The following is a 21370-nucleotide window of genomic DNA, read 5'->3' on the forward strand; positions in this document are numbered from 1 at the left end:
TTTTCTTCAAATTCAATTGATTTAGGAGATTTTTTCGATAATTTTAATGATGGAGAAATAACTTTTGAAAATGTATCCATGTCATTAAATTTTAAAAATGATTATGGCTTACCAATCGGATTAGACCTATCACCTATTAAAGGAACTAATGCTAATTCTTCAGTAAATTTAACTTACACAGGAGATCTATCTATGCCAAACACAATAATTATAGATGGTGTAGAAAATTTTGGAGATAATGAAAAAGTAACCAATAGAGTTTTAGATAAAAATAATTCTAATATTGGGGCTTTATTAGAAGCTAAACCAACTTCTATTGAATTTGGTGTTTCTGGTAAAGCAAACCCTATCGCATCAGTAACTCCGAATAAAAATTTCTATGCAGCAACAAATACAGGATTTAATGCAGAAATATCAATTGGATTTGATAAAATAAGCCTAAACAAAACTATAGAGTTTGATGCAGGTGATGATATAAAGGATTTTAATTTTTTAAAATTAGCTGCTGCTGTTGAAAATAAAATCCCACTAGGTGGTGATTTAATTTTAAACTTTAAAGATAGCGCAAATCAAATTGTACACACAGAAACTCTTACTGCTTTTAAAGCTGCAAATGTAAATCAATCAGGTGAATCAGACGGAGTAGCCGTTTCTTCTAGCTTTGCAATTGAATTAACGGAAGATGAAATTAATAATATCTCAAATGCTAAAAACATCGATGTAAATATTACACTTCAACTTCCTGGTCAAGAAAAAGCTGTTATGGTTAAAGGTAGCGATGAATTAAATATTACCATCAATTTAGAAGTTGGTGCTAACATTACTTCTAATAACAATTAAAACAAAAGCAATGAAAAAAATTATATATACAACAAGCCTATTGTTTTTTGTTTTAACAGGAAGTGTAAAGGCACAAGAATATTTATCTTTTTACAACTTAAAAGATTACGTAATACAAACACAAAATGTTTCACCAGTATTTCTTCCAAAATATAAAATAACATTTGGAACACCTATTAACTTAGGTTTAGATATCAATTCTGGCATTAAATTGAATGATTTATTAGTAGAAAGTGGAAATAAGACAAAATGGGATTTTGATAGTCTAAATTCTGTTGCAGAAGATAAAAATATTTTATCGACAGACATAGCTTTGAACCTTTTTACTCTAGGTATAAAAACAAAAAAAGGTTCTATTTCATTTTTTGCAAATGCAAAAGCAAATTTAACTTGGCAAATTAGTAAGGATTTCACAAATATACTTGCTACTGGGTTTAACAACAACTTTTCTTTATCAAACGAAAGAATGGGGCTTATGGCTTACAGTGAAATCGGTATTGGATATACAAGAAAGTTTCTTAAAGACAAACTTGCTATTGGTATAAGATTAAAATCTTTAAGTGGAATTGCTAATGGCGAAATAGCTAACAACGCACAATTTTCACTTGATATAGATCCAACATCGTCTCACTGGACCTTTAAATCTGCTAATTCTACAGTAAATACTGCAGGACTAGCTGATACGGATAACATATCATTTTTAGGTAAAAATAAAGGCTTTGGAATGGATTTAGGTTTTAGCTATCAACTAAACGAAAAACTTACCTTAGAATTAGCAATAAATGACATGGGATCAATCGAATGGACAGAAAATGTAAAAAATTATAATATTAATGACACAACAGGTGCTGTTTTTACTGGTGTAGATTTACAAGCTGGTGGAGACATCTTAGATGAAGTAGAAAGTACTATTGGAAATGTATTAGGAACTACCGAAACTAGTAAAAACTATAAAACTAAAATTGGAACCAAAACATTTCTTTCTGCAAAGTATAAATTATCTGAAAAGAACATTTTACAAGTAACTTATTTCAGCAATAACAATCCTTATATTGATGTAAAGCCTAGTTATGCTTTAGGATACAATAGAGCTTTAAATAAATCAACTTATGGTGTTACATTAGGCTCTAGAGGTTTTGGTGCTAACTTTGCGCTACAGTTAGGGTTTTTACAACTTTATGCAGCAGTTGATGATATTTCTAATATTTCTGGTAAAATTGAAGAAACTACAGCTAGTAATGCACGTTTAGGGCTAAATTTCCTTTTTGGTTATAGAGGTAAAGGAAAAGTAATAAAAGATGAAAGTGAGGTTCTTGCTGAAAAAGAAGCAGAAAAATTAGAAAAAGAAAATAAAAAGATAGAAAAAGCAGCTAAAAAGGAAGCTAGAAAACTTAAAAAGGAAAATAAGAAAAAAGAAAAAGCCTTAAAAAAAGCCGCTAAACAAAAACTAAAAGAAAGTAAAAAAGCAGTATCTAAACAATAAGATTTTAATATTGTATTAATTAAGAGGAAGAAAAGATTAATTTCTTTTCTTCCTCTTTTTCTTCTTTTTTCTCAATTTAGCAAACATCAATTTATATTCTTCAACATTTATTGCACCCTTTCTTTGCGATGAGATTTTTGGGAAATCAAACTCTAACTTTGATTGTTGCGATTCTAATATTTCTTCTAAAAAAGCTCGCTGCAAAACATCTTCAATTAAATAATCCTCATTAACTTTTTCTGGATGATACTCATCTTTAAGTGATAATTTAAAAATATTTGCTGTAGAATTATACCAAAAAGCTCTCCAACCACTTCTCAGCTGTTTTATATTAGTAAATGCTGTTTTACCTGTTTGACGATGAATTAACTTAATTAAAATCCGACCTTCCGTTCTGGTCATTTTTTTTATTTGATCTGTAAACTCACCTTCAACATACTTTTGAATTCGTTTAGTATATTTTCTTTTTTTAGACTTAGATTTAATTCTACCTAATCGCACACTCAAAGAATCTAATCTTTGTGAAGCTAGTTTTGCGAATGGATATGCTTTAAAAACCTTTCTTTTAAACCATAAGTAATAGCGAATATCTTCTTTATAAACAAACTTATGTTTAGGTAGAATAGAAAACTCTTCTAGATTAATAGTTAACGTATCTCCTTTTTCAACCAAATAATAACCATCAAGAAAGTTAGGCAGCGTATCTTTTACTTGTCCGTAAGTTATAAACGAAATAAGTAATATATATATGTATAGAATTCTTTTCAAATGTGTTTTTTAAAGTTTGTAAAGGTAAATTAAATTGAAGAACTCAAAAAGAATACCAAAAACTTTACTGAAACTAAAAATCCTGCTATTTTTACAGAAAACAAAACGAGATTATGGCAAAATCAATTTTAAATAAAAAATCGCTTACATTTTTAGAAAAATACCTAAATAATGCTGCTCCGACAGGATATGAATGGGAAGGACAGAAAATTTGGATGGAATATCTTAAACCTTATGTTGATGATTTTATTACAGACACATACGGAACCGCTGTTGGAGTAATCAATCCAAAGGCAAAATATAAAGTAGTTATTGAAGGACATGCTGATGAAATTTCTTGGTATGTAAACTATATTTCTGACAACGGATTGATTTACGTGATTAGAAACGGGGGTTCAGATCATCAGATTGCACCAAGTAAAGTGGTTAATATTCATACTAAAAACGGAATTGTAAAAGGTGTATTTGGTTGGCCAGCAATCCATACAAGAAATAGAGCAAAAGAGGAACCACCAAAACCAGATAATATTTTTATCGATACTGGATGTTCAACAAAAGAAGAAGTCGAAAAATTAGGCGTTCATGTAGGTTGTGTCATTACCTATCCAGATGAATTTCATATTTTAAATGGAGATAAGTTTGTTTGTAGAGCATTAGATAATAGAATGGGCGGATTTATGATTGCTGAAGTTGCTCGTTTATTAAAAGAGAATAAGAAAAAATTACCTTTCGGATTATACATTACAAACTCCGTACAAGAAGAAATTGGTTTACGAGGTGCAGAAATGATAACAAATACAATTCAACCAGATGTTGCAATTGTTACTGATGTTACTCATGACACTACTACACCTATGATTGATAAAAAGAAAGCTGGTCATTTAGAAATTGGTAAAGGACCAGTTGTTGCCTATGCTCCTGCTGTGCAACAAAAACTCCGTGATTTAATTACAGAAACTGCTGAGGCAAAAAAGATTCCATTTCAACGTTCTGCACTTTCTAGAGCTACAGGAACTGACACAGATGCTTTTGCATATAGCAATGGTGGTGTAGCTTCTGCATTAATCTCTTTACCGCTACGTTATATGCATACAACGGTAGAAATGGTTCATAGAGATGATGTAGAGAATGTTATTAAAATGATTTACGAAACACTTCTAAATATTAAAGAAGGAGAAACGTTTTCATATTTTAAATAAAATTATTGAATCCCGCTTCTGCGGGATTTTTCTTTTCTATGGATGAATTCTTAGACATTTTAACTCCCGAAGGAAAATCAACAGGAAAAACAGCTTTAAAATCTGAAGCACATAAAAAAGGTTTATTTCATGCAACCATCCATGTTTGGTTTTATACTGATGATAAAAAAGTATTATTACAAAAAAGAGCTTCAGTAAAAAAGGTTTTTCCAAATCTTTGGGATGTTTCCGTAGCTGGTCATATTGGTGCTGGAGAATCTATAATAAATACAGCAATAAGAGAAACTAAAGAAGAAATTGGACTAGATATTATAGAGAATCAACTTATAAAAATAGGTTACAGAAAAGATGAGATTATTCATCCTAACGGAATTTTAGATAACGAGTTTAAAAATATATTTATTTGTAAACTAACTGAACCTATTTCCAATTTAACAATGCAGGCTGGTGAAGTTGATGATTTACAATTATTTGATATTTCAATATTAAAAAACACCATAAAACATGGTAATTTCATGGTGTCAAATATTAATAATTATTATGATTTTATTTACGATAAAATTTATTCCATTGGTTTTTCGAAAAAAGAATCAGATAATTGCCCTTGACTTACCAATGGCAAGGTAAAATCGACTGGTTTACCTGAAGTTTCTGTCGGTTGCCCATTCTCATCTTTTTTATACCAAGTAATTGCTTTTGGCAGTAAAAAACCATTTACATTTTCCCAAGAGTTATATCGTATTAAATTTGCTTTTGTAGTTGCCTTCTTAGAAAAATAGGTTACTGTATACCCTAACCATTCCATTTGAAAAGTTTCTGTATTATAATAGACAAAGTAATTGTCATCCGGTGAAGTTCCAACATTAGCTTTATAAGAAATCTTATACCCTGGATATTCTTTTCCTTCAAATGTTATTGGAGTAACTTCTTCATAAATGATTCCGTCATCTGCTAAAACAAAAGGCATCGCATAAAAATAAAAGTATAAATTATAATAAAATCCTTTATTCCCTTTAAATGAAGTAGAATCTTTCTGCATTAACCATACTTCTTTTCCATTATATCCCAAAGAATACTCAGGCGAATGAATCGTTGTCTTTCTAGAATTTAAATCTACTGTATGAGCTTCTTCTCCTTTATTAAAAGAAATAACCTTTTGATTTCTCCAATTATCTAAACCACCATGTTTTGTAAATACTTTAGACAGTACTTCTGGAAAATTTTCTTTTTTAACCTCTTTCTTAGTATCATTCTTACAAGAAAAAAGAACAGTAACTAAAAGCAATACGAATAACCTCTTCATTTGACTTAATTTAGGTTTATGTCATAAAACATATTACAACCTTACAAAAATAAAAGAAAGAACACCTTAAACAAATTTTCTTGGTACCAGTTTTAATAATTATGGGTTCCATTAATGCATGTTAGTTTCTCCTACTCCACTAGGAATTCTAATATTTTCTACAATATCTTGAATTTCTCTACTAGGATTTGGTGTAAATTTTGACACGACTATTGACAGTAAAAAGTTAACCATCATTGCTACTGTACCAAAACCTTCTGGTGAAATTCCAAACCACCAATCTTCTTTTGTTCCACCACCAAACCAATCAAATTTGAATTTAGTCATATAAAACAGCATTAGTAAAATACCTACTACCATTCCTGAGATCGCACCTTCTTTATTCATACGCTTGCTAAAAATTCCTAATACAATCGCAGGAAAAAATGAGGCTGCTGCTAAACCAAATGCTAATGCTACTGTTGCCGCTACAAAATCTGGTGGATTAATTCCAAAATATCCTGCAACACAAACCGCAACTACTGCAGACAACCGTGCAGCTATTAGTTCACCTTTTTCGGAGATTTTAGGGTTTATCATTTTCTTAATTAAATCATGAGAAACTGACGAAGAGATTACCAATAACAAACCAGCTGCTGTAGATAATGCTGCTGCTAAACCACCAGCAGCAACTAAAGCAATTACCCAATTTGGTAATCTTGCTATTTCTGGATTTGCTAATACCATAATATCTCTATCTACAGTTAATTCGTTTTTAGATGTATCTGCGAGGTATTGTACTTTTCCGTCCTTATTTTTATCATCAAACTTAATTAAACCTGTTGTTTCCCAATTATTAAACCATTCTGGTAATGTTGCATATTCTTTGTTACTTACTGTTTCTATTAAATTAGTTCTAGAAAAAACCGCTATTGCAGGTGCTGTAGTATATAATATTGCAATAAATAAGAGCGCCCAACCTGCTGATTTACGTGCATCAGCAACTTTTTTTACCGTAAAAAATCTTACAATTACATGTGGTAACCCTGCTGTACCAACCATTAAGGCTGCAGTAATAAAAAAGACATCTAATGTAGATTTACTACCTGATGTATATTCATGAAACCCTAGTTCTTTTTGTAATCCGTCTAATTTATCAAGTAAATAAATTCCGTTTTCATCAACACCTCCAAAACCTAATTGCGGAATTGGATTTCCTGTCATTTGAATAGAAATAAAAATTGCTGGCACCATAAACGCAAAAATCAACACGCAATATTGTGCAACTTGTGTATAGGTGATTCCTTTCATTCCGCCAAGTACAGCATAAAACAAAACGATAATCATTCCAATAATTACACCTGTATTTATATCAACCTCTAAAAAACGAGAAAATACCAAACCTACTCCTCGCATTTGTCCAGCTACGTATGTAAATGACACTAGCAATGCACAAAATACAGCAACACTTCTTGCAGTATTAGAATAATATCGGTCTCCAATAAAATCGGGTACTGTAAATTTTCCAAACTTTCTTAAATATGGCGCTAACAATAATGCTAATAAAACATAGCCGCCTGTCCACCCCATTAAATATACAGATCCATCATATCCATCAAAAGAAATAATACCCGCCATAGAAATAAAGGAAGCTGCTGACATCCAGTCAGCTGCAGTTGCTAACCCGTTGGCTAATGGAGAGACTCCACCACCAGCAACATAAAATTCTTTTGTAGAGCCTGCTCTAGACCAAATTGCAATTCCAATATACAATGCAAAGGTGATACCAACTAAAATCCATGTCCAAGTTTGAATACTCATATTTTTAAATTTTATTCGTTAAAACCATGTTTTTTATCCAAACGATTCATTAATCTGATATACACAAATATCAATATTACAAATACATAAATAGAGCCTTGCTGAGCAAACCAAAACCCAAGCTTAAATCCTCCAATTCTAATGGTATTTAATTGTTCAACAAGTAAAATTCCGAAAACAAAAGAGACTAAAAACCAAATACTTAAAAGTATGGCTAAATATTTTAAATTTCGCTTCCAATAAGTAGCACTATTTTTAGTAGACATTTTAAATTGGTTAAAGTTGAACTGCAAGATAAAGATTTATTTGTCTATTTTTAAATTCTAAAAAACCATCTAATTGGAGATCCATTTATTATTAGAATCACTCATAAATTATTGGCACATTATTGCCTTATTTTTTATTGTAGCAATATTATATTCTTCTGTTGGTTTTGGTGGCGGCTCTAGTTACCTAGCTATTTTAGCTTTGACAACCATTGCATTTACTCAAATTAGAGCAACTGCTCTTCTGTGTAATATTGCTGTAGTTTCTGGCAATGTTTTTTTATTTCATCAACAGAAAAAAATTAATTTAAAAAAAACAATTCCTTTAGTAGCTTTTAGTATTCCGTTTGCTTTTTTAGGCGGATATCTAAAGATTAGTCAATCTTTCTTTTTTATTCTTTTAGGGTTTACGCTTTTATTTGCAGCAGTTTCTATGTGGATTTCTAAGCGCTTTGTTTCATCCAAAGAAAAAAAAACAACTACTAACTCAGTAAAAAACATATCTTATGGTGGAATCATAGGATTTATTTCTGGAATGGTTGGTATTGGTGGAGGAATTTTCTTAGCTCCAATTCTTCATTTAACAAATTGGGATACTCCAAAAAAAATAGCAGCTACGGCTAGTTTTTTTATTCTGGTAAATTCTATTGCTGGATTAATTGGACAGTATAATAATGCAGATTTTTATATTGATTGGAATCTAACAACAATTTTGCTAGTTACCGTTTTTATTGGTGGACAAATTGGTAATAAATTAAGTAATAATTACTTAAGTCCAATTCAACTAAAAAAAGCAACAGCTATTCTAATTGCTTTGGTTAGTTTAAAAATACTGTTAAAAAGTATCTTTTAGATTTTTGTTTTCAACTTTTTATCATTAAGTTTGATTTATAATAGATGTAATTCTATGTTCCCTACAAATGAATATACAAAAAAATTACATTTTATTAGATGTTTTGGTTGACTATAAAACCGCTGTTTACGGCGGTTTTTTATTTTTACACACTTAAAAGCACCAATTTTATACTCTTAAAATCAAAAGGAATTAGTTTAAAAAAAATAGATACATTTAATTTCTTTAAATATATTTGGCATTGAAATAAAATAATCAACAACAAATCATGTTAACAAATATTTTCACTCTTTTAATGTTAGTGCTTTTACAAGCCGTTTTAGGTTTCGATAATCTATTATACATTTCTTTAGAATCTAAAAAAGCACCAGAAAAAGATCAAAAAAGAGTTAGAAAAGTAGGAATTCTAATTGCTATCATTTTAAGAATTGTTTTGTTATTTGTTTTAGTTTCCATCATTGAGTTTTTTCAAGAACCTTTTGCTTTATTATCTGGTGGTATAGAAAATATCATTCATTTTGCTTTTAACGGTCATAGTATAATTGTTCTTTTAGGTGGTGGATTTATTATTTACACTGCTATTAAAGAGATTTGGCACATGATTTCTACTCACGATTTAAATGATGATATAGAAGGAAATTCTAAACGTTCTAAATCTTCAAATGCAGTGATTACCAGTATTGTTATCATGAATTTAGTTTTTTCTTTTGATTCTATTTTAGCAGCAATCGGTTTAACTAGTGATATAGAAAACTCTACAACTGCTTTTATTATCATGGCAATTGCTATTGTTGTAAGTGGATTACTAATGTTGATTTTAGCTGATAAAATTTCTACTTTCTTAGCTAAAAATAGAATGTATGAAGTTCTAGGTTTATTTATTCTTTTTATCGTTGGAATTATGTTAGTTACCGAGGGCGGGCATTTAGCGCATATAAAACTTTTTGGAAACGAAATAGTACCAATGAGTAAAACTACGTTCTATTTTGTACTAGCAGTCTTAGTAATTGTAGATGTTGTACAAGGTAAATATCAAAAGAAATTATTAGCACAGAATAAAGCTGCTTCTAAAAAAGAATAAAACAACTAAGTTTCTAGCAGGTTTTCTATCTCTAATTGATAATCGTATTGCAAATCTTCATGCAATGTTGAGATTGCTTTTTTGATTAAAATAATTTGCCTATCAAATGTATTTTGTAACCTTGGACTTCTTTTTATTGAAGGTTTAAATTCTTTTAATTTTGCACAAAAATGAAGTAACAATTCAACTTCTGTTTCCTTCTTTTTAGAATATCGAATGTACTTTTTAGTAAGTGTTAATATTTTACGTACACTTTTCCTGATATAGAAATAACTCTTTGTATTAATTTCTGTGAATAACACGTCAACATGTTCTTTTACAGATAAAATATACCGCTCTTCATCATGAGATTCGAACAATAAATAGGTAAGTAATTCTTTATTCTCTTTTTTGAATTTTGATAAATGCAAACACAACTCTTTTAACTCAGCTGCAGATTTATGAGTTAATTCGTCCTTAAGTTGTTTTAAAGAAACTGCTTTCATTTATTTTATGAATATTTTTCTTCATAACTGTCATTCCTTCGAAAGTAGGAATCTCTTAAGTTATAACACTATAAAAAGATTACCACTTTCGCAGGAATGACAAAGTCACTATTGTTCACTTGCAATTAAAACCATTTCATCTACCTCAGCATTATAATCAACTCCATCGACTTTAAATCCAAAAAGATTAAAGAAATCGTCACTATATCCTTTTAAATCCCCTATTTCAGATAAATTTTCTGTAGACGCGGTTTCCCATAACTTGGCAACTTCAGCTTGTACATCATCTCTCATTTCCCAATCATCAATTCTAATTCTTCCTTTATCATCTAAAGATAAATCTCCACCAAATAAACGCTCACTATACAAACGTTGAATTTGCTCTATACAACCTTCGTGAATTCCTTTGGCTTTCATTATTTTGTATAATAAAGAAATATATAAAGGAATTACAGGTATTGCAGAACTGGCTTGAGTTACTAAAGCTTTATTTACTGAAACATATGCCTTTCCTCCTATCGATTTTAAATCATCAGTAATTGTAAAAGCAGTTGCTTCTAAATGATCTTTTGCTGCGCCAATTGTACCTTTTCTATAAACTGCTTCTGTTAAAGAAGGGCCAATATATGAATACGCCACAGTTGTTGCTCCTTCTGATAATAAGTTTTCTGATTGTAAAGCATCCATCCACATTTTCCAATCTTCGCCCCCCATTACAGCAACAGTGTTAGATATATCGTCGTCTTCAGCAGGATTAATAGAAATTTCAGATACATTTCCTGTATGAAAATCTACCGTTTTATTTGAAAAAACGCCTCCAATTGGTTTTAAAACTGATTTATAACGAACACCACTTTCTGGATGCGTTCTTACTGGTGATGCTAAACTATAAATTACTAAATCGATTTGCCCTAAATCTTCTTTTATCAGATCTAACGTTTTGCGTTTTATCTCATTCGAAAATGCATCTCCATTAATACTTTTTGCATACAGTCCAGATTTATGAGCATGTTTTTCGAAAGCTGCAGTATTATAATACCCTGCTGAACCTGTTCTTCCTGGCGAAGAAGGTTTGTCAAAAAAGACACCAATTGTTGCTGCTTCTGAACCAAATGCACTAGAAATTCTTGATGCTAAACCAAATCCTGTAGAAGAACCAATTACTAGCACTTTTTTTGCGCCATTAATAGCTCCTTTAGATTTTACATATTCTATTTGATTAATCACATTTTGCTCACAACCTGTTGGGTGTGCTGTTAAACAAATAAATCCTCTTGTTCTTGGTTCTATAATCATTGTTGTTTGTTTTTCTTTAAAAGTTTTATTAAAACTTTTACTTGTATACTTTATTTAAGATAGTTGTTATTTAATTTTTGACAAAAACCGATAAAATACTTTCTTTGATCGATTTACTTGTTTCTGGTGAGTCTTTTAAGTTTATGCCTGTAATCATAGTAGTTTTTGATGTATTTCCAAAAATTAAGATTGTTTTAGAAAATGTTAATTCGCTTACTTTTTGTTCTAAGTTATATAGATACCCCTTTAAATCATTTACAATAACTTCTTTTTTTAAAACAGTCTTTAATCCACTTTCAACTAAGTTTCTTGCGTTTAAACCACTATAAGTATTACTAAGCGATTCGGGTATAGCTGTTAAAAAAATCTTTGAATTATTTTTATTCTCATGTTGAAAACCGCTAAAATCTTTACTTTGTGAAAAATTATTTGGTGGTATTAAAGCAATTTTTGACCCACTTATTTTAACATGCTTTTCAGTTATATTTTTATAACTATTAATTAATTGACTACTAACTGGTATAATCGTAAAAATGAATAGTAATAAAAATATTTTTTTCAGCATTTTTTTAGGTTAAAAATGAATTTACATTTTTTTCAATACGTTCTAATACATTTTCTGTTGAAGCTTTAACAAATGTTTCACCAGTAATTTGTTCATATAATTCTATATATCTATTAGAGATTTCTATAATTTTATCATCAGACATTTCAGGGATTTGTTGTCCGTCTTTTCCTTGAAAACCATTCTCTATTAACCATTGACGCACAAACTCTTTAGATAATTGCTTTTGTGCTTCACCTTTTTCTTGTCTTTCTTCATATCCATCTGCATAAAAATAACGAGAAGAATCTGGCGTATGTATTTCATCAATCAATACAATTTTACCGTCTTTGGTTTTACCAAATTCATATTTTGTATCTACTAAAATTAATCCTCTTTTTGCTGCAATTTCAGTTCCTCTAGTAAATAATTTTCTTGTATAATCTTCTAAAATTACATAATCTTCTTCAGAAACAATACCTTTTTTAAGAATATCTTCTCTAGAAATATCTTCATCATGCTCTCCGTTATCAGCTTTAGTTGAAGGTGTAATGATTGGATTTGGAAATTGGTCATTCTCTTTTAAGCTTTCTGCCATTGCAACGCCGCATAAAACTCTTTTACCAACTTTATATTCACGTGCTGCATGTCCAGACATGTAACCACGAATAACCATTTCTACTTTAAAAGGTTCACATAAATGACCAACAGCTACATTTTCATCAGGATTCGCAATTAACCAATTAGGAACAATATCAGAAGTTTCATTCATCATTTTAGTAGCAATCTGATTTAAAATCTGTCCTTTAAACGGAATTTGACGTGGTAAAATCACATCAAAAGCAGACAATCTATCAGAAGCAATCATCACCAATAATTCATCATTGATGTTGTAAACCTCTCTTACTTTCCCTTTGTAAACAGATTTTTGCTTTGGAAACTGAAAATTAGTTTCGTTAATTATATTCATTTTTTATTGTGTTGTTGTTGATGCAAAAATAATTAATTACTTTCCTTTTTTATTCTTTTTATATAAAGAATAAAAAAAAGAAAAAGAAGAACCAATAATAGCAATAAGTAAACCCTTTCCTTTTAAAATATCTGGTAATAAATTTGAGTCATTAGAATCTAGAAAATATATTAAAACTCCAAGTATTGATATTAATAATCCTATAATTGCAAATTTTTTTTTTGTCATTTTTATTTCTTTTGTATAACTTTTATTTGCTTTAAATTGTCAGAAATTGGTGTAGCAGTAATCACTTTTTCTCCAGGAATAAAATAAAAGAAATATGCTGAATTCTGACCTATTTTTCTAACATCTAACTTTGTATTATCTTTAAAAATCAAGGAATAATTTGGTTTAATTTCTTCCTGTGCAAGCTTTTGCATCATCCCTATTCCCATACCTGTTCTCATAGAAACAAATAGTAAAAAAAAGATAAACATTAACCCTGGAATTTGATTTTTTCTCTTTTTTAAAGCTTCATACTTCTTATCCCATTTTTCAATATTATATATTTTTTGATACCATTTCTTGACTCTTAAATATGCATAAAATTTAAACATCCATTTAGAAAAATACATATGCATCAACCAAAACATTAAAGCTAAAAATATAGAAATTTTCCAATTATTAGTTAACAAACTTATTGGAGAAATTAATGCATCTAAAATAGTAGTATAGTTTAAATAAGAAACTCCAAAAATGCCATAAAAGATAGCATCACTTACAATACCTAAAATGATTAAGTATAAATAACCGATATAAAAATAATCTTGTAATCCTAGTTTGTCTTCTTCAATTTTTATCATTCCGTTTCTATGCTTTTATATGCACTAATTATTTTCTTAACTAATCGATGTCTAACAACATCTTTATCATCTAAATATACTTGAGCAATTCCATCAATGTTTTTTAATGCTAATAACGATTCTTTTAAACCAGAAACTTGTTTCCTAGGTAAATCGATCTGTCCAGGATCTCCATTAATAATAAACTTTGCGCTTTTCCCCATTCTTGTCAAAAACATTTTCATCTGACTATGGGTAGTATTTTGTGCTTCGTCTAAAATTACAAAAGCATTATCTAACGTTCTACCACGCATAAAAGCCAACGGTGCAATTTGTATAACTCCTTTTTCTAAATGAGATTCTAATCTTTCATGCGGAATCATATCTCGTAATGCATCATATAACGGCTGCATATAAGGATCTAATTTATCTTTTAAATCACCAGGAAGAAAACCCAGATTTTCACCAGACTCAACTGCTGGTCTTGTTAAAATAATTCTTCTCACATCCTTTTCTTTTAATGCTTTTACTGCTAAGGCAACAGCTGTATACGTTTTTCCTGTTCCTGCAGGACCTACAGCAAATAACATATCATTCTTACTCATCAAAGAAACCATTTTACGCTGATTTTCGGTCTGAGGTTTTATTAATTTTCCACTAACACCATGTACTAATACATCTTTAGCATTTTTTGTAGCAATCGTTTTTTCTTCTTTTCCGTTGGATGTTAAGATACGTTCAATACTATTTTCATCTAACTTATTATATCGATTAAAATACTTTATCAATCGTTCTAAACGAGTTTCAAATTCATCTAAAAGATCAGATTCTCCATAAATTTTAAGTTTAGATCCTCGAGCAACAATTTTTATTTTTGGAAAGTATCTTTTTAATTGCTCAATGGTACTGTTTTGGGCGCCAAAGAAATCTTTAGGATTGATTTCTGTTAACTCAATAATGCGTTCGTTCAAATGTTTATATGTATTAGATTCTTATTCAAATAATTCAAACTAAAAATAGCGAATAAATTTTCTAAAATGTGTAGATTTGCTTAAAATAGTTAAGAACTTTTACACATTTAATTAACAGCCTTCCTTAATGTCTTTTATTACATTAACTACTGATTTTGGAACTAAAGACCACTTTGTGGGTGCTGTAAAAGGTGCAATTTATTCTGAATTGCCCGAAGCAAAAGTTGTTGATATCACCCATCATATTTCCCCTTTTAACATTACTGAAACTGCTTATATTTTAAAGAATTCATATAAAAGTTTTCCTGAAGGAACGATACATATCGTTGGTGTAGATTCAGAAATTAGTGAAGACAATAAACATATTGCTATAGAACTTGACGGACATTATTTTGTTTGTCCTGATAATGGATTAATCTCCATGATTGCATCAGAAATTAATCCAACAAAAATTGTGGAAATTAATATTCATGATAGAATTGAATCTAGTTTTCCTGTTTTAGATGTTTTTGTGCAAGTTGCTTGTTTTATTGCTCGTGGCGGAAGCTTGGATGTGATTGGTAAAGAAATTCCTTCGTATAAAAAAATGGTTGAGATTCAGCCAAAAGTAAATCAAACTCAAAATCAGATTATTGGAGGTGTTATTTATATTGATAATTACGGAAATGTGATAAGTAACATTAGTAAGAAAATGTTTCAAGAAATTGGTAAAGGTCGTAATTATAAAGTAACAGCTCGAAGTTATTCTTTTTCAAAAATTCATGGAAAATACAACGAAATTGTTGCTGTAGATGCTAAAGATTTACGTCAATATGATGGAAATAAATTGGCTATTTTTAATTCTGCTGGATTTTTAGAAATTGCTATTTATAGAAGTAATTTAAAAACAGTTGGTGGCGCTTCTTCTTTATTAGGATTGGATTATAGAGATACTATTGCAGTTGAGTTTTTAAACACAAAAACTCCAGAATTCACAACAATAAGTTAGAATATGTTTGTACGAATTGTAAAAATGAGTTTTCATTCAAAACATATAGAAAAGTTTCGTGCAATCTTTAATGAGAAAAAAGAGTTTATTAGAAAAAGTAACGGATGTACCTTATTAGAATTACATCAAGATAAAACCAATCCTGAAATATTTTTTACGTATTCTTATTGGGAAGATGAACAAGATTTGGAAAACTATAGGAATTCTGAATTATTTAAAAGTGTTTGGGCAAAAACAAAGGTTTTATTTAATGATAAACCGCAAGCTTGGAGTGTTGATAAACTAACTTCATTAGACTAATTATGTATTTTGATTTTACAACTTTTCCTAACCTAGAAAGCCAACGATTAAAATATAGAGAATTAGGTTTTGATGATATTGAAGCTGTTTATAGTTTACGATCGAACAAAATAATTAATGCATTAATTACTAGAAAAATTCCTGATAATCTGGAAGATGCAAAAGATTTTATTTCAGTTTGTCTTCAAGAATTTAAAAAAGGGAATCGTATTTTTTGGGCCATGGAACTTAATAAAAAAGTAATTGGAACTATCGTTTATCATAGAATTTCGTTAGAAAATAAATATGCAGAAATAGGTTATGAATTAGATCCTAGCTTTCATCAAAAAGGATTGATGTCTGAAGCTATGAAAACAGTTTTAGATTTTGGTTTTAACAAAATGAAATTAAAAACGATAGAAGCTTTTACTCATAAAAATAATACTGCTTCTAAAGCGTTGTTAAAGAAACACAATTTTGTTTTTCAACCCGAAAGAAAAGATATAGGTTTCGATCATAATAGAATTTGGAAATTAGAAAAATCATAAGATGTATCCAATATTAAAAAAAGAATTTAACTCGTTTTTCGCTTCCCCAATCGGGTATTTAGTGATTAGTGTTTTCTTGCTTTTAAACGGATTATTCCTTTGGATTTTTAAAGATGAGTTCAATATTTTAAATGCTGGTTTTGCCGATTTAAATCCTTTTTTCTTTTTAGCGCCTTGGGTATTTTTATTTTTAATTCCTGCTATAACAATGAAAAGTTTTGCAGAAGAATTTAATGCTGGAACCATCGAAATCTTAAAAACAAAACCAATTACTGATTGGCAAATAGTATTTGGAAAATTCTCTGCTTTTCTCCTACTGATTATTGTGGCACTTTTACCAACATTAACCTATGTATTCACTATTTATCAATTAGGAACTCCTGTCGGTAATTTAGACATTGGCAGTACGATTGGCGCATATATCGGTTTGTTATTTTTAGCAGCAACATATACAGCTATCGGATTGTTTACTTCTACACTTTCTAAAAACCAAATTGTTGCATTTATTCTAGGAATTTTTATCACGTTTATTTTATACTACGGATTTGAAGCAATTTCAAGTTCTTTTGGAAATAAAGGTTTTGCCTTTCAACAATTCGGAATTAAAGAACATTTTAAAAGTATTTCTAGAGGTGTTATAGACACTAGAGATATCCTATATTTTGTATCGATCACTTTCTTCTTTTTATTCATTACTAAACAACAATTAAGCAATGAGTAAAAAGCTAAAACATATTATTTTTCTGTGTTTTGGATTGATTGTTTTAAACTTCTTAAATCAATCTTTTTACACGCGTTTTGATTTAACAAAAGATAAACGTTATACGTTGTCGGAAGTTACAAAGTCAATTATAAATAAGGTTGATAAAAACATCTATATAAATATTTATTTAGAAGGTGATTTTCCTTCAGAATTTAAACGTTTACAGGTAGAAACACTTCAATATTTAGAAGAGTTAAAAGCTGAAAATAACAATATTAATTTTAGATTTATTAATCCTGATAATCAACGAGAAAAATTAATTAAAAAAGGAATGATGCCAAGTCAATTAACTGTCGAAGAAGACGGTAAATTATCGGAAGCAATTATTTTTCCTTGGGCAGAAATCAACTATAAAACAAGAACAGAAATTGTTTCATTATTGCCAACAGCAATTGTAACATCGCAAGAAGAACAATTACAAAAAGCTATTGAAAATTTAGAATATAGTTTTAGTAATGCTATTCATAAAATCAATCAAAAAAACAGAAAAAGAGTTGCTGTAATTACTGGAAACGGACAATTGCAAGACATTCATTTATACAGTTTTTTAAGTGAAGTTGCTAAGAAATACAGATTGGCAAAATTCACTTTAGATTCTGTTGCTAAAAACCCGAAGAAAGTTTTGCAAGATTTAACTTCTTTTGATTTAGCAATTATTGCAAAACCTACTCAAAAATTTACATCCGAAGAAAAATTCACCTTAGATCAATACATTACAAATGGAGGAAAATCTCTTTGGATGATTGATCAAGTTCAAGCAGATTTAGACAGCTTGTATGGTGGTGGAAAAATGTTAGCATATCCAAGAGATTTAAATCTAACCGACTTATTATTTACATATGGTGTTAGAATAAATTCTAAATTGATAAAAGATTTATATGCTGCAAAAATACCATTAGCAACAGGAAATGTAGGAAATCAAACGCAGTTTCAAAATTTGGATTGGTTTTACAATCCGTTGGTTGGCGGAAATCCAAATCATGCGATAACCAAAAACATTTCTCCAGTTCGATTACAATTTGCAAATCAGATTGATACTTTAAAAAACAACATCAAAAAAACGCCTTTATTAGTAAGTTCTGTTTTAACGCAGCAAGTTGGTGTTCCTCGTTTTATAGAATTACAAAGTGTTGCAAAAGAACCAAAAGAAGAAGATTATAAAAGCGGAAATCAATTATTTGCAGTTTTATTAGAAGGTGAATTTAACTCAGCGTTTAAAAACAGAATCAAACCTTATAATACGTCACTTTTTAAAGAGAAATCGAATCAAAATAAAATGGTTGTTATTTCTGATGGTGATATTGCTAAAAATCAGATTTTAAAAGGAAAACCACACGATTTATCTATTGATAAATGGACAAAACAACAATTCGGAAATAAAGACTTTTTACTAAACACTGTTGATTATTTATTAGACGATTCTGGATTAATCAACTTAAGAAATAAAACACTTCAAATAAATATTCTAGATAAACAAAAAGCATTTAAAGAACGAACTTTTTGGCAGTTTATAAATGTAATTCTACCACTAATATTATTGTTTATTTTCGGAATTGTTTTTAATTATTTGAGGAAAAAGAAGTATCGTTAGTTCTTAGTTCTTAGTTCTTAGTTCTTAGTTCTTAGTTCTTAGTTCTTAGTTCTTAGTTCTTAACAACAATGAAAATTACATTTCACTTTCGAACTTTTGAACTTTTGAACTTAAAAACTAAATAGAAAGTAAATTATCGTGAATAAAAGTATAACCTAAAACTTCTTGTACTTTTTTAGAACTAATAATTTTCCATTGATAAACAGCATTATCTTCAAATTCTGGAACTTCGAAATCGTTACTAACCTTTGCTAAGGTATAAAACTCTCTTCTCGTTGGATGATGATTAGAACACGCATTAAAAGTTTGATTCCAACAATTTTGATCAATAATCTCATGAATGATGTTAATACAATCTTCTTTATGAATCATATTTACAAAACCTTTTGGTTGCGGTATTTTTCGTCCGTTTTTAAACCAATTACAAGGATGTCTTTCATCACCAAATAAACCAGCAAATCGAATAATAGTCGTATCAAAAAACGTATTTTCTCTAAATAGGTTTTCAATTTGAGCTAATGGAGTCTCTAAGGTTTCATCTTCCTCAGTCATCACCTTATTAATTCTTCCATATACAGAAGTTGAACTAATAAATATCACTTTTTGGATAGAAGATTCTTGTATTTGAGAAATTAGATTCTCGAATCCATCTATGTCTTTTGAAGTAATGGCAATAATTAAAATATCAGCATGTAAAAAATTATCAAACTCTTCAAACTCACTAATATCAACTATATATGGCTCTATATTATTGACTTCTAAAAGTTCCAATTTTTCTTCAGTTGTAGTAGAACCTTTTACTTTATAACCATCATTTAATAAAGAGATTGCCAATGGTTTTCCTAACCAACCGCAACCAAGAATACTAACAGTTTTCATCTTCGCAACAGTTATCGTCTTTTACTAATTTACACGAAACCACAGCTAACAATGCACCTAAAATTGGCGCAGTAATATACATCCATAAATGCTGTAAGTTTCCAGAAACAATTGCCGGAGCAAAAGAACGTGCAGGATTCATAGACGCATTTGTTATTGGCCCTGCAAACATAGCTTCTAATAGAACCACAGCTCCAATTGCAATACCAGCAACAACACCTATTTCTTTACTTCCTGTAGAGACGTTTATAATAGTAACCATTAAGAAAAATGTGAGTAAAAACTCTAATACAAACGCACGCCAAACATCAACAGTTGGTATGGTTGCCCCTAACTTTTCGCTAGCTGGAAATAAAAACCACAAGATTAAACTCGCTAAAATTGCTCCTAAAACTTGTGCTAAAATATATTTTGGCACTTCTTTCCACGAAAACTTTTTTGCATATGCAAATGCAATAGAAACGGCAGGATTAAAATGTGCTCCAGAAGTTTCTCCAAAAGCATAAATCATTGCCATCACTATTAATCCCCAAGTAATAGCAATACCCACATGGGTTACATCTCCGACTGTAACTTCGTTAATGGTCATAGCGCCTGTTCCACAAAAAATCATGGAAAATGTACCGATAAATTCAGAAATATATCTTTTCATTTGTTGTAAAAGTATGTGCAAAGATACACCGCTTTATTTTAAGTTTTTGTTAACATTTATCCTACTATTTCATTGTAAATTTAGCATCACAATTTAAAATACTCACAATGATGAAAAAAATACTATTAAGCTTATTTGTAGTTGCAATTTCTTTTTCTGCAAATGCACAAATTAAAACACCAGCCCCAAGTCCTTCTTCTAAAATGGAACAAGCAGTTGGTTTAACTGATGTTACTTTAGAATACTCTAGACCAGGAATGAAAGGAAGAACTATTTTTGGTGATTTAGTTCCTTATGGTAAATTATGGAGAACAGGTGCGAACGCCAATACTAAAGTTACATTTTCTACAGATGTTACTGTTGGCGGAAAAGAATTGAAAAAAGGAACCTATGCAATTTATACAAAACCTGGAGCTTCTTCATGGGATGTAATCTTTTATTCTGATGCTTCTAACTGGGGAACGCCTAGAAAATGGGATGATGCTAAAGTAGCTGCAGAAGTTAAAGTTGATGTAATTCCTATGCCTATGGATATTGAAACATTCACCATGACTTTTGATGATTTAACCAATAGTTCTGCTGTAATCGGGATTCTTTGGGAGAAAGCCTATGTAGGTATAAAGTTTGAAACTCCGACTGACGCAATGGTTTCTAAAGGAATTAAAAAAGTTATGAATGGCCCTGCGGATTCAGATTTTTATTCAGCGGCAGTTTATTATTTACAATCTGGAAAAGATATTAAGCAAGCACAAGAATGGATTGATAAGGCAGTTGCAATGAATTCTGCAAAGCCTAAGTTTTGGTATTTACGTCAGCAATCTTTAATTCACGCAAAAGCTGGAAACAAGAAAGGCGCTATTAAAGCCGCTAAGGCTTCGTTAATGCATGCTGAAAAAGAAGGAAATGCTGGTTATGTAAAAATGAACAAAGCATCTTTAAAAGAATGGGGAGCAATGTAACTTGTTTTCTTTCAAATTAAAATATATG

25 protein-coding genes (1 of these 25 cut by a window edge) are annotated in these 21370 nt (G+C 29.8%); 12 read left to right on the plus strand and 13 right to left on the minus strand.

The annotated features are described in order from the left end of the window. Nucleotides 1-840: the 3' portion of a hypothetical protein gene (locus OD91_RS03890; protein ID WP_144895083.1), read on the plus strand. The gene continues 822 nt to the left of window position 1, outside the view; only the last 840 of its 1662 coding nucleotides appear in the window; its start codon lies beyond the left edge, outside the window; it ends in the stop codon at nucleotides 838-840. Between the two features lie 10 nt (nucleotides 841-850). Continuing rightward, entirely contained in the window at nucleotides 851-2323 is a 1473-nt protein-coding gene (locus OD91_RS03895) for a DUF5723 family protein (RefSeq protein ID WP_144895084.1), read from the plus strand. A gap of 36 nt (nucleotides 2324-2359) precedes the next feature. On the opposite strand, the gene OD91_RS03900 is transcribed toward OD91_RS03895, so the two are convergent. Next, the gene (locus OD91_RS03900; RefSeq protein WP_144895085.1) at nucleotides 2360-3091 is read right to left on the minus strand and encodes a DUF4294 domain-containing protein; all 732 of its coding nucleotides are present in this window, start codon (nucleotides 3089-3091) and stop codon (nucleotides 2360-2362) included. 113 nt (nucleotides 3092-3204) lie between these two features. On the opposite strand from OD91_RS03900, the gene OD91_RS03905 reads away from it, so the two are divergent. Both OD91_RS03905 and OD91_RS03910 read left to right on the plus strand, forming a co-directional pair. Further along, nucleotides 3205-4290 (plus strand): M42 family metallopeptidase, encoded by a 1086-nt coding sequence (locus OD91_RS03905; protein ID WP_144895086.1) that lies wholly within the window; start codon nucleotides 3205-3207, stop codon nucleotides 4288-4290. A 5-nt stretch (nucleotides 4291-4295) separates the two neighbouring features. Then, complete coding sequence (locus OD91_RS03910; protein WP_370511738.1) at nucleotides 4296-4898, plus strand: NUDIX domain-containing protein; 603 nt, start codon at nucleotides 4296-4298, stop codon at nucleotides 4896-4898. Here the strand turns inward: OD91_RS03910 and OD91_RS03915 are convergent. From OD91_RS03915 to OD91_RS03925, 3 genes are all read right to left on the minus strand, one after another. After that, entirely contained in the window at nucleotides 4853-5593 is a 741-nt protein-coding gene (locus OD91_RS03915) for a DUF6503 family protein (RefSeq protein ID WP_144895087.1), read from the minus strand. The two genes, OD91_RS03910 and OD91_RS03915, sit on opposite strands and share 46 nt — an antisense overlap. 111 nt (nucleotides 5594-5704) lie before the next feature. Next, nucleotides 5705-7393 carry a sodium:solute symporter family protein gene (locus tag OD91_RS03920; protein WP_144895088.1) on the minus strand — a complete coding sequence of 563 codons (1689 nt, stop codon included), beginning with the start codon at nucleotides 7391-7393 and terminating at the stop codon, nucleotides 5705-5707. 11 nt (nucleotides 7394-7404) lie between these two features. Continuing rightward, nucleotides 7405-7659, minus strand: coding sequence for a DUF4212 domain-containing protein (locus tag OD91_RS03925; protein WP_144895089.1), 255 nt, complete (start codon nucleotides 7657-7659; stop codon nucleotides 7405-7407). A 73-nt stretch (nucleotides 7660-7732) separates the two neighbouring features. On the opposite strand from OD91_RS03925, the gene OD91_RS03930 reads away from it, so the two are divergent. Both OD91_RS03930 and OD91_RS03935 read left to right on the plus strand, forming a co-directional pair. Then, nucleotides 7733-8512 (plus strand): sulfite exporter TauE/SafE family protein, encoded by a 780-nt coding sequence (locus OD91_RS03930; protein WP_144895090.1) that lies wholly within the window; start codon nucleotides 7733-7735, stop codon nucleotides 8510-8512. 268 nt (nucleotides 8513-8780) lie between these two features. Next, a complete protein-coding gene (locus OD91_RS03935) occupies nucleotides 8781-9593 on the plus strand; it encodes a TerC family protein (protein WP_144895091.1) in 813 nt (270 codons plus the stop codon). 5 nt (nucleotides 9594-9598) lie between these two features. Here the strand turns inward: OD91_RS03935 and OD91_RS03940 are convergent, their stop codons facing one another. The 7 genes from OD91_RS03940 to OD91_RS03970 form a co-directional block, all read right to left on the minus strand. After that, complete coding sequence (locus OD91_RS03940; RefSeq protein WP_144895092.1) at nucleotides 9599-10078, minus strand: hypothetical protein; 480 nt, start codon at nucleotides 10076-10078, stop codon at nucleotides 9599-9601. A gap of 108 nt (nucleotides 10079-10186) precedes the next feature. Then, nucleotides 10187-11374 carry an enoyl-ACP reductase FabV gene (gene fabV, locus OD91_RS03945; protein WP_144895093.1) on the minus strand — a complete coding sequence of 396 codons (1188 nt, stop codon included), beginning with the start codon at nucleotides 11372-11374 and terminating at the stop codon, nucleotides 10187-10189. A gap of 70 nt (nucleotides 11375-11444) precedes the next feature. After that, entirely contained in the window at nucleotides 11445-11939 is a 495-nt protein-coding gene (locus OD91_RS03950) for a hypothetical protein (protein ID WP_144895094.1), read from the minus strand. Between the two features lie 4 nt (nucleotides 11940-11943). Beyond that, nucleotides 11944-12888 (minus strand): phosphoribosylaminoimidazolesuccinocarboxamide synthase, encoded by a 945-nt coding sequence (locus tag OD91_RS03955; RefSeq protein ID WP_144895095.1) that lies wholly within the window; start codon nucleotides 12886-12888, stop codon nucleotides 11944-11946. 36 nt (nucleotides 12889-12924) lie between these two features. Next, nucleotides 12925-13116, minus strand: a complete 192-nt coding sequence (locus OD91_RS03960; protein ID WP_144895096.1) for a hypothetical protein — start codon at nucleotides 13114-13116, stop codon at nucleotides 12925-12927. Between the two features lie 2 nt (nucleotides 13117-13118). After that, nucleotides 13119-13733 (minus strand): hypothetical protein, encoded by a 615-nt coding sequence (locus OD91_RS03965; RefSeq protein ID WP_144895097.1) that lies wholly within the window; start codon nucleotides 13731-13733, stop codon nucleotides 13119-13121. After that, complete coding sequence (locus OD91_RS03970) at nucleotides 13730-14683, minus strand: PhoH family protein (RefSeq protein ID WP_144895098.1); 954 nt, start codon at nucleotides 14681-14683, stop codon at nucleotides 13730-13732. The genes OD91_RS03965 and OD91_RS03970 overlap by 4 nt, the downstream gene beginning before the upstream one ends. Nucleotides 14684-14810: 127 nt before the next feature. Here OD91_RS03970 and OD91_RS03975 point away from each other — a divergent pair, with 127 nt between their 5' ends. The 5 genes from OD91_RS03975 to gldG are packed head-to-tail and all read left to right on the plus strand — an operon-like array spanning nucleotide 14811 to nucleotide 18852. After that, nucleotides 14811-15671 (plus strand): S-adenosyl-l-methionine hydroxide adenosyltransferase family protein, encoded by an 861-nt coding sequence (locus OD91_RS03975; protein ID WP_144895099.1) that lies wholly within the window; start codon nucleotides 14811-14813, stop codon nucleotides 15669-15671. Nucleotides 15672-15674: 3 nt separating this feature from the next. Continuing rightward, nucleotides 15675-15971 (plus strand): putative quinol monooxygenase, encoded by a 297-nt coding sequence (locus OD91_RS03980; RefSeq protein WP_144895100.1) that lies wholly within the window; start codon nucleotides 15675-15677, stop codon nucleotides 15969-15971. A 2-nt stretch (nucleotides 15972-15973) separates the two neighbouring features. Then, on the plus strand, nucleotides 15974-16498 hold the full coding sequence (locus OD91_RS03985) for a GNAT family N-acetyltransferase (protein WP_255513167.1): 525 nt from the start codon (nucleotides 15974-15976) through the stop codon (nucleotides 16496-16498). A 1-nt stretch (nucleotide 16499) separates the two neighbouring features. Then, a complete protein-coding gene (gldF, locus tag OD91_RS03990) occupies nucleotides 16500-17219 on the plus strand; it encodes a gliding motility-associated ABC transporter permease subunit GldF (RefSeq protein WP_144895102.1) in 720 nt (239 codons plus the stop codon). Then, the gene (gldG, locus tag OD91_RS03995; RefSeq protein ID WP_144895103.1) at nucleotides 17212-18852 is read left to right on the plus strand and encodes a gliding motility-associated ABC transporter substrate-binding protein GldG; all 1641 of its coding nucleotides are present in this window, start codon (nucleotides 17212-17214) and stop codon (nucleotides 18850-18852) included. Before gldF ends, gldG begins: the two co-directional genes overlap by 8 nt. Before the next feature lie 117 nt (nucleotides 18853-18969). Here the strand turns inward: gldG and OD91_RS04000 are convergent, their stop codons facing one another. Further along, nucleotides 18970-19731 carry an NAD(P)H-binding protein gene (locus tag OD91_RS04000; RefSeq protein WP_144895104.1) on the minus strand — a complete coding sequence of 254 codons (762 nt, stop codon included), beginning with the start codon at nucleotides 19729-19731 and terminating at the stop codon, nucleotides 18970-18972. Further along, the gene (locus tag OD91_RS04005; RefSeq protein WP_144895105.1) at nucleotides 19718-20383 is read right to left on the minus strand and encodes an MIP/aquaporin family protein; all 666 of its coding nucleotides are present in this window, start codon (nucleotides 20381-20383) and stop codon (nucleotides 19718-19720) included. The genes OD91_RS04000 and OD91_RS04005 overlap by 14 nt, the downstream gene beginning before the upstream one ends. 110 nt (nucleotides 20384-20493) lie before the next feature. Between OD91_RS04005 and OD91_RS04010 the strand changes: the two genes are divergently transcribed. Beyond that, a complete protein-coding gene (locus OD91_RS04010; protein ID WP_144895106.1) occupies nucleotides 20494-21342 on the plus strand; it encodes a DUF2911 domain-containing protein in 849 nt (282 codons plus the stop codon). Nucleotides 21343-21370: the final 28 nt, after the last annotated feature.

It is taken from the genome of Lutibacter sp. Hel_I_33_5 (assembly GCF_007827455.1).
Taxonomy (GTDB): Bacteria; Bacteroidota; Bacteroidia; order Flavobacteriales; family Flavobacteriaceae; genus Polaribacter.

Coding starts and splice junctions, on each gene's coding strand:
- OD91_RS03895 (WP_144895084.1), top strand. CDS start 851: ATGAAAAAAATTATATATACAACAAGCCTATTGTTTTTTGTTTTAACA.
- OD91_RS03905 (WP_144895086.1), top strand. CDS start 3,205: ATGGCAAAATCAATTTTAAATAAAAAATCGCTTACATTTTTAGAAAAA.
- OD91_RS03915 (WP_144895087.1), bottom strand. CDS start 5,593: ATGAAGAGGTTATTCGTATTGCTTTTAGTTACTGTTCTTTTTTCTTGT.
- OD91_RS03920 (WP_144895088.1), bottom strand. CDS start 7,393: ATGAGTATTCAAACTTGGACATGGATTTTAGTTGGTATCACCTTTGCA.
- OD91_RS03925 (WP_144895089.1), bottom strand. CDS start 7,659: ATGTCTACTAAAAATAGTGCTACTTATTGGAAGCGAAATTTAAAATAT.
- OD91_RS03935 (WP_144895091.1), top strand. CDS start 8,781: ATGTTAACAAATATTTTCACTCTTTTAATGTTAGTGCTTTTACAAGCC.
- OD91_RS03940 (WP_144895092.1), bottom strand. CDS start 10,078: ATGAAAGCAGTTTCTTTAAAACAACTTAAGGACGAATTAACTCATAAA.
- fabV (WP_144895093.1), bottom strand. CDS start 11,374: ATGATTATAGAACCAAGAACAAGAGGATTTATTTGTTTAACAGCACAC.
- OD91_RS03950 (WP_144895094.1), bottom strand. CDS start 11,939: ATGCTGAAAAAAATATTTTTATTACTATTCATTTTTACGATTATACCA.
- OD91_RS03955 (WP_144895095.1), bottom strand. CDS start 12,888: ATGAATATAATTAACGAAACTAATTTTCAGTTTCCAAAGCAAAAATCT.
- OD91_RS03960 (WP_144895096.1), bottom strand. CDS start 13,116: ATGACAAAAAAAAAATTTGCAATTATAGGATTATTAATATCAATACTT.
- OD91_RS03965 (WP_144895097.1), bottom strand. CDS start 13,733: ATGATAAAAATTGAAGAAGACAAACTAGGATTACAAGATTATTTTTAT.
- OD91_RS03975 (WP_144895099.1), top strand. CDS start 14,811: ATGTCTTTTATTACATTAACTACTGATTTTGGAACTAAAGACCACTTT.
- OD91_RS03980 (WP_144895100.1), top strand. CDS start 15,675: ATGTTTGTACGAATTGTAAAAATGAGTTTTCATTCAAAACATATAGAA.
- OD91_RS03985 (WP_255513167.1), top strand. CDS start 15,974: ATGTATTTTGATTTTACAACTTTTCCTAACCTAGAAAGCCAACGATTA.
- gldF (WP_144895102.1), top strand. CDS start 16,500: ATGTATCCAATATTAAAAAAAGAATTTAACTCGTTTTTCGCTTCCCCA.
- gldG (WP_144895103.1), top strand. CDS start 17,212: ATGAGTAAAAAGCTAAAACATATTATTTTTCTGTGTTTTGGATTGATT.
- OD91_RS04000 (WP_144895104.1), bottom strand. CDS start 19,731: ATGAAAACTGTTAGTATTCTTGGTTGCGGTTGGTTAGGAAAACCATTG.
- OD91_RS04005 (WP_144895105.1), bottom strand. CDS start 20,383: ATGAAAAGATATATTTCTGAATTTATCGGTACATTTTCCATGATTTTT.
- OD91_RS04010 (WP_144895106.1), top strand. CDS start 20,494: ATGAAAAAAATACTATTAAGCTTATTTGTAGTTGCAATTTCTTTTTCT.